This window comes from Cupriavidus basilensis OR16 (genome assembly GCF_000243095.1).
Classification (GTDB): Bacteria; Pseudomonadota; Gammaproteobacteria; order Burkholderiales; family Burkholderiaceae; genus Cupriavidus; species Cupriavidus basilensis_D.
In genome coordinates, this window is the sequence record NZ_AHJE01000013.1 from 62,941 (window position 1) to 75,750 (window position 12,810).

Genomic DNA, 12,810 nt, shown 5'->3' on the forward strand with positions numbered 1-12,810 from the left:
CCAATCGCACCACGATAGTGCGCAAGCGTCACGCACCAAGCCTGTGCGCCGCCACCAGCGGATTCAGATTGGGGCATCCGGCGGCGCGCATGTTGCGCCGTGACTTGCCCGAATCCGCAATCGGCTCTATGGTGAGCGCTCGATTGCGCGCCACGGCGTTGCCGCATGCGCCGCGCCTACCAAAAAAAGCACGACGGAGACAGCCCATTGAAAGCGTCAACGACGCCCGGCGCGGACCAGATCGTCATCATCGGCGCCGGCGTGGCCGGCATGTGCATGGGTATCCGGCTCAAGCAAGCCGGCATCGATGATTTTGTCATGCTGGAGAAGGCCGGCACCGTAGGCGGCACCTGGCGGGATAACACCTACCCGGGCTGCGGCTGCGACATCCCCTCCCATCTCTATAGCTTCTCGTTCGCGCCCAAGCCGGACTGGTCCACCGCGTATTCGCCCCAACCGGAGATCCATCGCTACCTGCAGCACTGCGCAGAGCGCTTTGGGCTGCTCGGGCATATCCGTTTCGGCACGGAGGTCACCGAGGCGCGCTACGACGAAGCCGCCTGCCTGTGGCAGGTGGCCACCAGCAACGGCGACACCATCGCCGCGCGCATCCTTGTCAGCGGCACGGGGCAACTCAACCGCCCGCTGGCGCCGGACATTGCGGGGCTGGACAGTTTTGCCGGCACGGCCTTCCATTCCGCGCGCTGGCGCCATGACGCCGATCTGCGCGGCAAGCAGGTCGCGGTGATCGGCAACGGCGCCAGCGCGCTGCAGTTCATCCCGCGCATCGCGCCGGAGGCGGGCAAGCTGACGGTATTCCAGCGCAGTGCCAACTGGGTGCTGCCGCGCAACGGCGAGGCCTATACGCCCGGGCAACAGGCGCGCTTCGAACGCCACCCGTGGACGGCCCGGCTGCATCGCTGGCATCTCTACCTGCAGCGCGAACTGCGCTTCGGGCGCATGCAGCGCGACAGCGGCCGCAACCGGGAGCTGGAAACGCTGGCGCGCCGCTACCTGGCGCACAGGATCCCCGACCCGGCGCTGCGCGCCAAGCTCACGCCCGACTACCCGATCGGCTGCAAGCGCATCCTGATTTCCGACGATTTCTACGAGGCGCTCAAGCGGCCGAACGTCCAGGTCGAGACCACCCGCATCGAGCGCGTCGAAGCCGATGCCGTAGTCACGGCCGACGGCGCCAGGCATCCGGCCGACGTCATCATCTTCGCCACCGGCTTCGACGCCCGCGCCTTCCTCGCGCCGATCCGCATCTACGGCCGCCATGGACGCACCCTGGCCGATCAGTGGCGCGAGGATCCCGAGGCCTATCTCGGCATGACGGCACCGGGATTTCCCAACCTGTTCGTGCTGTACGGCCCCAATACCAACCTGGGCCACAACTCCATCATTTTCATGCTGGAGTGCCAGGCGCGCTATGTCCTGCAGTGCATCCGGGCCTGCCGCTCGGCGCGCTTCGCCTCCATGGAGGTGCGCCCGGAGGTGGTGGCGCGCTTCAACCAGGCGTTGCAGGCGGCCATCGGCCAGACCGCGTGGGCAGGCTCGTGCAGCAGTTGGTACAAGTCGGCCAGCGGCAGGGTCATCAACAACTGGTCGAGCCACGCCACCGCCTATTGGTGGAAGACGCGCAAGCCGGACTGGGGGCACTTTGTGCTGCGCCATGCCGGCGAGCGCGCCTAGCGTTGCCCGGCCGCCGGCACCGGCAAGATCGGCGACATCGATTGCATTGACACCCACCGTTCGAGGAAGACTTCACATGCAGCGTCTGCACGACAAAGTGGTCATGGTCACCGGCGCCGCGTCCGGCCTCGGCGCGGCTTTTGTGCGCGCGGCGGCGCAAGCCGGCGCGCGCGTGGTGCTCGCCGACATCGACGATGCCGCCGGGAGAGTCCTGGCCGAAGCCCTGCGGGCGCAAGGCGCGCAGGCGCACTACCAAACGCTGGACGTCACCAGCGAGACGGGCTGGGAAGCCGCCATGAGCACGGTACGCGAGCGGCATGGCAAGCTGGACGTGCTGGTGAACAATGCCGGCATCGCGCTGCGCGGCTCGGTGGCGGATTGCACGCTGGCCGACTGGCAGCGCACGCTCGACGTCAACCTGACCGGCGTCTTCCTGGGCTGCCGCGCCGCCCTGCCGCTGATGGGCGCAGGTGGCGCCATCATCAATGTTTCCTCGGTCTACGGCCAGGTGGGCGGCGCGCAGGTTGCCGCCTACTGCGCGGCCAAGGGCGGCGTCACGCTGCTCACGCGCTCGGCCGCCCTGCACGGTGCCACGCTCAAGCCGCCGGTGCGGGTCAACTCCATCCACCCCGGCTTCGTCGACACGCCGATGGTCCGGGACGCGTTGGACCAGCGCGATGCCGGTGGCGGCACCGCGCGCGCGCGCATCGAAGCCTTCACGCCCCTTGGCCGCCTGGCCACGCCGGAGGAAATCGTCGGCGTCTTCCTGCTGCTGGCCAGCGACGAGGGCCGCTACATCACGGGCTCACAGTTCACGGTCGATGGCGGCATCACCGCGCAGTGACCCTGTCCAACCAACCCGCCAAGCCAAGCCAAGCCAAGGGAATTCGACATGCAACGCCTGGAAATCGCGTCGGAGACTATCCGAACCAGCCTGATCGAGGCCGGCACCGGCCGCCGGCTATTCTCATGCACGGCACCAGCTCCAGCGCGGAGACCAACTGGGCCGCCCTGCTGCCCGGGCTAGCGCAGCGCAGGCGCTGCCTGGCGCTCGACCTTGCGGGCTCTGGCGAAACCCGTGACGACGGCGCGCCGCTGACGCTCGATGCGCTGGTCGGACAGGTGCGCGACTGCATGGCGCTGGCTGGCGACCAGCCCGTGGACCTGGTCGGTTATTCGCTAGGCGGCGTGGTGGCCGCCACCGCCGCCGCGCTGATGCCCGAGCGCGTGCGGCGCCTGGTCTTGTTCGGCGCCTGGGCGCGGACCGATAGCCGCATGCGCCTGCTGTTCGCGCTGTGGCAGTCGCTGGCGCGGTCGGACCACAATCAACTGGCGCGCATGATCCTGCTCAATGGCGTATCGGAGCATTTCATCGCGCGCATGGACCACGCCACCGTCGAGGGCATCCTGCGGCGATTCGGCGCGAGCCTGGCGCCCGGCAGCGACCGCCAGGCCGGGCTCGACGCCATCGTCGACATCACACCGCTGTTGCCCCGCATCCGCGCCGCCACGCTCGTGATCGGCATGCGCCACGACCAGATGGTGCCGCCGGCCCATTGCCGCGCGCTCGCCGAGGCGATCAGCGGCGCCAGCTACGCGGAGATCGACAGTGGCCACCTGGTGATGCTGGAACAGCCCGAGCGCCTGCTCGCCCTGATCGAGCAGCACCTGGATGCAGCCACCACCGGGACAAGCGAGCACCAGGCCAACACGTCGAACCGATCCAACCGATCCAACCGAGCCAAAGGCTGACCGATGAATACACTTGCGTCCTACCAGCCGCGCAGCGCCTGGGCCATGGCCTCGATGCTGACCTGGCTTTCGCTGATCAACTTCCTCGACAAGATCGTGCTGGGCATGGTCGCGGTGCCGCTGATGGCGGACCTGAAACTGCCGCCGGCCGAGTTCGGCCTGATCGCGAGCAGCTTCTTCTGGCTGTTCTCGCTATCCACCGTGCTGGTCGGCTTTCTCTCCAATCGCGTGGCCACGCGCTGGCTGCTGCTGGCGATGGGCCTGTCGTGGGCCGTGCTCCAGGTCCCGCTGGCGCTGGCGGGATCGGCCATGACCATCCTGTTGTGCCGCATGCTGCTTGGCGTGGCAGAGGGGCCGGCCTTCCCGATCTCCGTGCACGCGCTATTCAAATGGTTTCCGGACCACAAGCGCAACCTGCCGGTGGCGATGATCAACCAGGGAGCCACCGTGGGCCTGCTGCTGGCGGGACTGCTGATCCCGCTGGTGACGATGCGATGGGGCTGGCGCGCCAATTTCATGATCCTGGCCGGCATTGGCATCGCGTGGAGCGCGATGTGGCTCTGCGTGGGACGCGAGGGACCACTGACACGGGCAAGCGCACCACACGCCGGCACCGCGGCCACGCCCGTGCGCCTGCCCTATCGCCGCATCTTCCGCGACCCGACCGTGCTGGCCTGCCTGGCCATTGGCTTCTGCGCGTACTGGGCGCTGGCGCTGGGGCTGACCTGGCTGCCCGCCTACCTGGAAAAGGGCCTGGGCTTCGACCCGGTCACCACCGGACGCTGGTATGCGGCCATCGTGGCCTCGGCCATGCCCGTCACGCTGCTCCTCAGCTGGCTGTCGCAGCGCATGCTGCGAGGGGGCGCATCGTCGCGGCTCGCGCGTGGCGCGGTCATCTCGGTGGCCGCGCTGGCAGGCGGCGGCGTGTACCTGGCGATCGCATCGATCACGCTGGCGCCGGTGCCCAAGACCTTGCTGATCGCCGTGGCGGCATGCCTGCCGCCCGTGGCGTTCGCACTGACGCCGGCCATGCTCGCGCAGATCGTGCCAGAGAGCCAGCGCGGCAGCGTGTTGTCGATCCACACGGCGCTAATCACGCTGGCCGGCATCCTGGCACCGGCGGTGGTGGGGCAACTGGTGCAGCGCCATGGCATGAACGGCGGCTTCGACGTGGGCTTCACGATCAACGCTTCGCTGCTGCTGGCAAGCGGTGTGATTGGCCTGTGCTGGCTCAATCCCGAGCGCTCCGCGAAGGCGCTGGCGGCCTCGCCGCAAACGCTGGCGGCCGTACGCTCGCCGGCCTGACGAGATCGGCGGCGTTGCTGAACAGGTGGATCGCCTTGGCAACCCGCATGACAAGCGCCGATTGATAAAACGGTGCGGGCCGCCGCACACCATTGCGTGGCGGCCCGGCTGGCTTACGAGTAACGGCGGCTGATGGACTCCGCCACGCACACCGGGCGCTCGCTGCCCTCGCGCTCCACCGTGACTTCCCAGGTGGACTGGGCGCCGACCAGCGCTGGCGCGTTCGGCAGCGGCTCCAGGCGCTCCACCGACAGCAGCTTCACGCGCGCGCGCAGGCGGCTGCCGACCGGCACCGGCGCGGTAAAGCGCACGCGGTTCAGGCCATAGTTGACGCCCATCTTCACGCCCGGCATATCGAGCGCGTTGTGCATGAACGCCGGCAGCAACGACAAGGTCAGGAAGCCATGCGCTACCGGCCCGCCGAACGGCGACTCGCGCCGGGCACGCTCCACGTCGACGTGGATCCATTGATGATCGCCGGTTGCTTCGGCGAACTGGTTGACCTGCTGCTGGGTGATCTCGATCCAGTCGCTGACGGCCACTTCCTGGCCTTGCAGGCTTTCCAGTTCTTCAAGCGAAGCGATGGTACGCATGGTGTCTCCTAGTTCTCTGTGTTGTCGGTAGTGGCCGGGATGGCCGGGATGATGCTTGAGGATACTCAGGCGGGGCGCCGTCCGTACATGCCCATGCCCTTGACGGTGCAGACCAGTTCACCGCGCTGGTTGGTGGCTTCCCATTGGGTGTGCACCACTCCGCGATCCGGCTTGGACGAGGACGCGCGCGCATCCAGCACCGCCAGCGACACGCTCAGCGTATCGCCCGCGTAGACAGGCTTGAGCCAGCGGATCTCATCAACGCCGGGCGAGCCCATGCTGGCGGCCTTGGAGGTCATGTTGTCCACCAGCAGGCGCATCATGATCGAGCAGGTCATCCAGCCGCTGGAAATCAGGTTCTTGTAGATGCTCTTCTGCGCGGCTTCCTTGTCGACGTGGAAGGGCTGGGGATCATACTGGCGGGCGAAGGTGAGGATCTCCTCCTCCGTCACCAGGTGGGACCCGAGATCGCGCTTGCTGCCGACGGCGAAGTCTTCGAAATACAGGGTGGGCATGAATCGCTCCGTCAACGGTGAATCGGTGAATCGGTAAATCGGTGAATCGGTGATTGCGGATTACGCGAAACGAGCCGCAGGACACGAGATCATTACATAACAAAAAACCGCGCCTGGAACAACCGGCGCGGTTCTTTGGTGCAGCCTGGATCAGACCGTTTCCAGGAAGCCAGGCTGTGTCGCGAAGCGCGCCAGGTGATGATCGACATCCCCGAAGGTGGTGTTGATCAGCGTCAGGCGCTTGAACATATGCGCCGCCGGCAGTTCGTCGGTGACGCCCATGCCGCCGTGGATCTGCACGGCTTCCTGGCCGACCGAGCGAGCCGCCTGGCCCACGCGGGCCTTGGCCGCGGAGGCAAAGCGACGGCGTTCTTCCGGGCTGGCCTCGTCGAACTTGGCGGCGGCCAGCAGCGTGATCGAGCGCGATTGCTCGGCGTGGATGAACATCTCCACCATGCGGTGCTGCAGCGCCTGGAAGCGCGCGATCGGCACGCCGAACTGCTGGCGCGTCTTGGCGTATTCCAGCGTGGCGGCGTTGATCGTGTCCATCACGCCAACGGCTTCCGCGCACAGCAGCACGGCGGCATAGTCGGCCACCTGCTCGATCAGCGCAAACGCGGCGCCTTCGGTGCCCAGCAGCTCGCCCTGTGCGTCCTTGAAGGTGATATCGGCGGCGCGCAGGTTGTCGATGGTGCGGTAGTCGGTGATGCTGACGCCAGCCGCCTTCGGCTCCACCAGGAACAGCGAGATGCCATTGGTGTCGGCATCGGCGCCGCTGGTGCGGGCCGAGACGACCAGCTTGCCAGCTTGCGCGCCGTGAATGGTCACGACCTTGCGGCCGTTGAGCTTGCCGGCCTTGGCCGTCACGCGCACATCGTTGAGCGCATAGCGCGCATGCGGCTCGTTGAAGGCAGCGGCCAGCTTCAGCTCGCCCGTGGCGACCTGTTCCAGCAGCGCGTCCTGGCCGCCGGCCAGCTTGAGCGCGTAGGCGGCAACCACGGTGGCGAAGTACGGCTCGACCACCAGGCCGCGGCCCAGTTCCTGCATCACCACCATCATGTCGACGGGCGTGCCCGAGAAACCGCCCTGCGCTTCCGGCACCGGCAGCGCGGTCAGGCCGAGCTCGACCAGCGCGCCCCAGGCGGCGTCGCTATGGCCCGCTGCGGCCTTGATGGCCTTCTTGCGGGTTTCGAAATCGTAGTCTTTGTCGATGAAGCGGTGGACGGCGTCTGCCAGTTGCTTCTGTTCGTCGCTGAGATTGAAGTTCATATCGCGTGTCTCCTCACAGCCCCAGGATCATCTGGCTGATGATGTTCTTCTGAATTTCGTTGGACCCGCCGTAGATGGAGGTCTTGCGATAGTTGAAGTAGTAAGCGGCCAGCGGCGCGGCATCGTCATAGCCGGTCACCGCGTGCTCGTGTTCGCATTCCAGGTAGGCGGTGTCGAACGGCTGGGCGTAGGGGCCGACGGCTTCCACCATCAGCTCGGTCAGCATCTGCTGGATCTCGGTGCCCTTGATCTTGAGCATCGAAGCCTCGGGGCCGGGGCCCTTGCCGGCGCTCTCGCTCGACACCACGCGCAGCACGGTCAGCTCCAGCGCCATCAGCTCGATTTCCAGCGCGGCAACCTTGGCGCCGAACAGCGGATCTTCCAGCAGCGGGCGGCCGTTCTTCTGCTGTTGCTTGGCAACGCGCTTGAGAAAGCCCAGTTCGCGCTTGGAGTTGCCCACGCGGGCGATGCCGGTGCGCTCATGGCCGAGCAGGTACTTGGCGTAGGTCCAGCCGCGGTTTTCTTCGCCCACACGGTTTTCCACCGGCACCTGGACGTTGTCGAAGAACACTTCGTTCACTTCGTGCTCTTCGTCGAGCATGATGATCGGGCGCACGGTGATGCCCGGGGTCTTCATGTCGATCAGCAGGAAGGAGATGCCCTCTTGCTTCTTGGCTTCAAAGTCGGTGCGGACCAGGCAGAAGATCATGTCGGCGTGCTGGCCAAGCGTGGTCCAGGTCTTCTGGCCGTTGACGATAGCCGCGGCCTGCCAGCAGCTTGTGCCAGCGCACCAGGTCGTCGCGGTTAGGGCGGCGGTGGTTCAGAATCTTGCTGCTGATTTCCGCCGGCAGAGTGGCCTCCAGCCAGCCGCGCACTTCGGCGCGGAAGGCATCGTCGGACGCCGAATAGTTGAGATCCATGCCCGTCTCCAGTGATGCCGGTGTGAGACCGGCACGAGCTGGAAAGTATCGATGCCTTCGTCGGCAAGCGCCTGCACTTCATCCGGCGAAGCCGTCCCGCGGATCCCGCGTTCCGGCGCTTCGTCGTAATGCATGCGCCTGGCCTCTTCGGCAAAGCGTTCGCCCACATCCTCGGTCCGCGCCAGCACCTGCTTTACCGCCTTCAGGTAAAGCGACTGCATTGTCGCCGGGGCCATCGGGGCTTTCGCCCCGGCTGGCTTGCCTGCCGGCGCGCCGGCCGCTCCCGAGAGATTCAGGCGCGGCGCGCTGGGCAGCCGGGTGATGGCATGGTCTTCGCAGACCGGACATTGGACGAGATTTTGCGAAATCTGCGATTGCGCGTCGTCCTCCGAAGCAAACCAGCCCTCGAATCGATGGTCTTGCGCGCAGCGCAGGTCGAGCACCTTCATGATGTTTCCAGCCCGTCGAAGGCTATAGTATCCGCGAAACGGAATTTTGTGAACGGTCGTGCTAATTTTTTTGCAGCCATTACGCATGCCCTTGGTGGGGAGCCTTGTACAAAGGGTGACGAGGTATGGCTGCGATCACACGGCTAAATGGGATTTTACGCCGTTGGGGCGGCGATGGTTTTTTGCACCCAAGAGCCGTACGACATCGCCCTGCGGGGTTGGTCGCTGTTTATTTCGTCGGCGTTGGTTGTTGAACCCAAAAGCCATACGACATCGCCCTGCGGGGTTGGTCGCTGTTTATTTCATCGGCGTTGGTTGTTGAACCCAAGAGCCATACGACATCCCCCTGCGGGGGCTCCCCCACCCCCCATACCCCCGACACCACCTTCTCCAACCAAAACGCCCCAATGATCGTCTTGACGTCGGTAATCCGCCCGGAGCGCACCCAATCGATCACCTGCCCCGCCGGCACGATAAACGTCTCGAGGAATTCGCCTTCATCAAGCTGCGCCGGCCCGGCGGTCAGGTCCCGCGCCAGGAAGATATCGATAAACTCGGTGGAATACGAAATGACGGGATGGATGCGCGTGAGGTAATCCCAACGCCGCGCGCTGTAGCCGGTTTCCTCCCGCAGCTCGCGCTCGCCGCAGCGCTGCGCGCCTTCCTGGGGATCCAGCTTGCCGGCGGGGAACTCAAGCATCACTTCGCCGACCGGATACCGATATTGCCGCTCCAGCAGCACGGTGCCATCGTCGAACAGCGGAATCATCATGACCGCGCCCGGATGCAATACGTATTCCCGCCCGGCATGCTTGCCATCGGGGAGCTTGACGATGTCTTGCTTGAGTGTGAGGAATTTGCCTGTGTGCAGCGTGGCGGATGCTACGCACACTTCTTTCAGGCCGAGGTCGTCGCCGACGGCGATGTCGCCGGCTTCCTGCGTGTCAATCTTGTCGCTCATGAAAGCTCCGGGTCCGGACGCGGCCGGCCCGGGCGCCTTCGCTACCCGGCCGTCAAGCCGCGCGATGTTTGACGAGGTACTGCCAGGTGAAGCCCGGGAAGGCAAACACCAGCATCATGCAGGCGGTGATGGCGTAGAACTGCCAGCCCTGCGGGAAGGCGTTGCCCAGGCCCGCCTCCACGGCGAAGCCGGCCAAGCCTGCCGCCACATACCAGGTGATCAACTCGGCCAGCCTCATCCACAGCGGCTTCTTGACGGCGCGCAGTGGAATCAGCGCGAACAGGCGCTGGTTGATAAACGGCAGGTTGGCACAGACCAATGCCAGCAAGATGACAAACCAGCCCGCCGTGGATGAACTCATATCGCTGCGCCGCCGTAGTGCATCAGGACGCCAGCGTGGCGCGGATGGCCTGGTAGCACAGGTTCATCAGCGCCGCCGGGAACAGGCCCAGGGCGATGATGACCGCGCCGTTCAGGGTCAACATCGAACGCAGGCCAAAGCTGGATTCCAGCTTGCGATCGTCGGCCGGTGCATCGAAGTACATCAGCTTGACGATGCGCAGGTAGTAGAACGCGCCGATCAGCGAGAACAGCACGGCCACCACGGCCAGCCAGGTCATGCCGCTCTTGACCACGGCCTCGAGCACGGCCAGCTTGGCGTAGAAGCCCATGGTCGGCGGGATGCCTGCCAGCGAGAACATCATCACCAGCATCAGCAGCGCGTACCAGGGGTTCTTGCGCGACAGGCCCTTGAGGTCGTCCAGGGTCTCGGCTTCGAAATCCTTGCCGGCGCGCAGCAGCACGATGCCGAAGGTGCCCAGCGTGGTCAGCACGTAAGTCACGGCATAGAACATCGACGAACCGTAGGCGCTGGCGGCACCGCTGGCCTTGCCGTCGGCCACGCCGGACAGCAGGCCCAGCAGCAGGAAGCCCATGTGCGAGATGGTGGAGTACGCCAGCATCCGCTTCAGGTTGGTCTGCACGATGGCCGTCAGGTTACCGATGGCCAGGGACGCCACGGCCAGCACGGCCAGCATGACTTGCCAGTCCATTGCCAGCGGCAGCAGGCCTTCGACCAGCAGGCGCAGCGCCATGGCGAACGCAGCCAGCTTCGGGGCACCCGCGATCAGCAGCGTCACCGCGGTCGGCGAGCCCTGGTAGATGTCCGGAATCCACATGTGGAACGGCGCGGCGCCATCTTGAACGCGATGCCGGCCACGATGAAGACCACGCCGAAGGCCAGCATGGTGGTGTTGACGCGGCCCGACTCCACGACGCGGAACACTTGGCCAAGGTTCAGCGAGCCGGTGGCGCCATAGAGCATGGACATGCCATACAGCAGGAAGCCCGAGGCCAGCGCGCCCAGCACGAAGTACTTGATGGCGGACTCGGAGGTCACGCGGTTGTCGCGGCGCAGGGCCACCAGCGCGTACGACGCCAGCGACAGCAGCTCCAGGCCCAGGTACAGGGTCAGGAAGTTGTTGCCGGTGATCATCACGATCTGGCCGCCGAGCGTAAACAGCGCGAGCATGTAGAACTCGCCGCTGTACATGTCGCGGTCAGCCAGGTAGCTGCGGGTGTAGACCAGCGTGACGAACAGCGCGGCGGAGGCGAAGGCCGACAGCAGGTTGGCCATCGGGTCCACCACCACCAGGTTGGCGAACGCGTAATGCGTCTCGCCGGCGACGCCGTTGATGCCGAACCATACGGTCAGCACCAGCGTGGTCAGCAGCGACAGCGGATAGGCCACGCTGGAGCGGTTCTTGCCACGGGCAAGATCAATCCAGTTGACCGCGGCGATCGCGATCGCCAAAAATGATTGGCGCCACAGGTGCCAATGTCGAGGACGGTTGCATGTTTGTTTCTCTCCCCGATTACAGCTTCGACTGCGCCACGTGCGACAGCAGGTTCACCACGGAAGCGTGCATCACATCGGTGAAGGGTTTCGGATACAGGCCCATATACAGGGTCATGATCGCCAGCAGGCCAAGCATGAAGAACTCGCGCTTGTTCAGGTCGACCAGCTCGGCGACATGCTTGTGCACCACGTCGCCAAAGATCACGCGCTTGACCATCCACAGCGAATAGGCCGCGCCCAGGATCAGTGCCGTGGCTGCCAGCAGGCCGATCCAGAAGTTGAACTTGACCGCACCCAGGATGACCATGAACTCACCGACGAAACCCGAGGTAGCCGGCAGGCCGCAGTTGGCCATGGCGAAGAACACCGACAGCGCCGCGAACTTCGGCATGGTGTTCACCACACCGCCGTAATCGGCGATCTGGCGCGAGTGCACGCGGTCGTACAGCACGCCGATGCAAAGGAACATGGCGCCCGAGATAAAGCCGTGGGAGATCATCTGGATGATGCCGCCCTCGATGCCGATCTCGTTGAAGATGAAGAAGCCCAGCGTGACGAAGCCCATGTGGGCGATCGACGAGTACGCCACCAGCTTCTTCATGTCGGCCTGCACCAGCGCGACCAGGCCGATGTAGATCACCGCGATCAGCGAGATCGTGATGATGAAGGCGGCCATGCTATGGCTGGCGTCGGGCGCGATCGGCAGCGAGAAGCGCAGGAAACCGTAGGCGCCCAGTTTCAGCATGATGGCAGCCAGCACCACCGAGCCGCCGGTCGGCGCCTCCACGTGGGCGTCGGGCAGCCAGGTGTGGACGGGCCACATCGGCACCTTCACGGCAAACGCCATGAAGAAGGCGATGAACAGCGCGATCTGCTCGTTCATCGACAGCTTGGCCTGGTGCCATTCGAGAATCTCGAAGGTACCGGTCTTGCTGTACAGGTACAACAGGGCAACCAGCGTCAGCAGCGAGCCGAGCAACGTGTACAGGAAGAACTTGAAGGCCGCGTAGACGCGGTTCGGGCCGCCCCAGACGCCGATGATGATGTACATCGGGATCAGCGTGGCTTCGAAGAACACGTAGAACAGCATGCCGTCGAGCGCGCAGAACACGCCGACCATCACGCCCGACAGGATCAGGAACGCGGCCATGTACTCGGCCACGCGCTCGGTGATCACTTGCCAGGCGGAGATCACCACGATCACCGTGATGAAGGCGGTCAGCACCACGAACCACATCGAGATGCCGTCGACACCCAGGTGGTAGTTGATGTTGAAGCGCTCGATCCATTCCGACTTCTCAACGAACTGCATCGCAGCTGTGGAACGGTCGAAGTGGAATACCAGCGGCAGCGTGACGATGAAGCTGGCGATCGAGCCGAACAGCGACATCCAGCGGACGTAGCCGGGGCTACGGTCGGAACCCGAGGCAAGGACCAGCAAGCCAAAAAAGATCGGCAGCCAGATAGCGAAAGACAGAACCATTTTCTTGTTT

10 protein-coding genes and 3 pseudogenes are annotated in these 12,810 nt (G+C 65.2%); 4 read left to right on the forward strand and 9 right to left on the reverse strand.

Going from position 1 to position 12,810, the window contains the following annotated elements; all coding sequences use genetic code 11:
• The first annotated feature begins 207 nt into the window (after positions 1 to 207).
• The 4 genes from OR16_RS04685 to OR16_RS04700 all read left to right on the forward strand — a co-directional run bounded on the left by OR16_RS04685 (position 208) and on the right by OR16_RS04700 (position 4,752).
• Positions 208 to 1,695, forward strand: coding sequence for a flavin-containing monooxygenase (locus OR16_RS04685; RefSeq protein WP_006156816.1), 1,488 nt, complete (start codon positions 208 to 210; stop codon positions 1,693 to 1,695).
• 76 nt (positions 1,696 to 1,771) lie between these two features.
• Positions 1,772 to 2,539: an SDR family oxidoreductase gene (locus OR16_RS04690; protein WP_006156817.1), complete on the forward strand. Its 768-nt coding sequence runs from the start codon at positions 1,772 to 1,774 to the stop codon at positions 2,537 to 2,539.
• A gap of 125 nt (positions 2,540 to 2,664) precedes the next feature.
• A complete protein-coding gene (locus OR16_RS04695) occupies positions 2,665 to 3,447 on the forward strand; it encodes an alpha/beta fold hydrolase (protein WP_006156818.1) in 783 nt (260 codons plus the stop codon).
• Positions 3,448 to 3,450: 3 nt separating this feature from the next.
• Complete coding sequence (locus OR16_RS04700) at positions 3,451 to 4,752, forward strand: MFS transporter (RefSeq protein ID WP_006156819.1); 1,302 nt, start codon at positions 3,451 to 3,453, stop codon at positions 4,750 to 4,752.
• Positions 4,753 to 4,865: 113 nt separating this feature from the next.
• Here the strand turns inward: OR16_RS04700 and OR16_RS04705 are convergent, their stop codons facing one another.
• The 9 genes and pseudogenes from OR16_RS04705 to OR16_RS04745 all read right to left on the reverse strand — a co-directional run bounded on the left by OR16_RS04705 (position 4,866) and on the right by OR16_RS04745 (position 12,800).
• Positions 4,866 to 5,345, reverse strand: a complete 480-nt coding sequence (locus OR16_RS04705) for a MaoC family dehydratase (protein ID WP_006156820.1) — start codon at positions 5,343 to 5,345, stop codon at positions 4,866 to 4,868.
• A 65-nt stretch (positions 5,346 to 5,410) separates the two neighbouring features.
• Positions 5,411 to 5,860, reverse strand: a complete 450-nt coding sequence (locus tag OR16_RS04710; protein WP_006156821.1) for a MaoC family dehydratase — start codon at positions 5,858 to 5,860, stop codon at positions 5,411 to 5,413.
• Positions 5,861 to 6,010: 150 nt separating this feature from the next.
• Entirely contained in the window at positions 6,011 to 7,129 is a 1,119-nt protein-coding gene (locus tag OR16_RS04715; RefSeq protein WP_006156822.1) for an acyl-CoA dehydrogenase family protein, read from the reverse strand.
• 13 nt (positions 7,130 to 7,142) lie between these two features.
• Positions 7,143 to 8,049: pseudogene (locus OR16_RS04720) on the reverse strand (acyl-CoA dehydrogenase family protein).
• Positions 8,050 to 8,081: 32 nt separating this feature from the next.
• A pseudogene (locus tag OR16_RS04725) lies at positions 8,082 to 8,498 on the reverse strand (DUF1178 family protein); the annotation flags it as partial.
• A gap of 229 nt (positions 8,499 to 8,727) precedes the next feature.
• Complete coding sequence (locus OR16_RS04730) at positions 8,728 to 9,459, reverse strand: NUDIX domain-containing protein (protein ID WP_006156824.1); 732 nt, start codon at positions 9,457 to 9,459, stop codon at positions 8,728 to 8,730.
• A gap of 52 nt (positions 9,460 to 9,511) precedes the next feature.
• Positions 9,512 to 9,820 carry a DUF2818 family protein gene (locus OR16_RS04735; protein WP_006156825.1) on the reverse strand — a complete coding sequence of 103 codons (309 nt, stop codon included), beginning with the start codon at positions 9,818 to 9,820 and terminating at the stop codon, positions 9,512 to 9,514.
• A gap of 22 nt (positions 9,821 to 9,842) precedes the next feature.
• A pseudogene (gene nuoN, locus OR16_RS04740) lies at positions 9,843 to 11,315 on the reverse strand (NADH-quinone oxidoreductase subunit NuoN).
• A gap of 18 nt (positions 11,316 to 11,333) precedes the next feature.
• Positions 11,334 to 12,800 carry an NADH-quinone oxidoreductase subunit M gene (locus tag OR16_RS04745; RefSeq protein WP_006156826.1) on the reverse strand — a complete coding sequence of 489 codons (1,467 nt, stop codon included), beginning with the start codon at positions 12,798 to 12,800 and terminating at the stop codon, positions 11,334 to 11,336.
• Positions 12,801 to 12,810 lie beyond the last annotated feature (10 nt).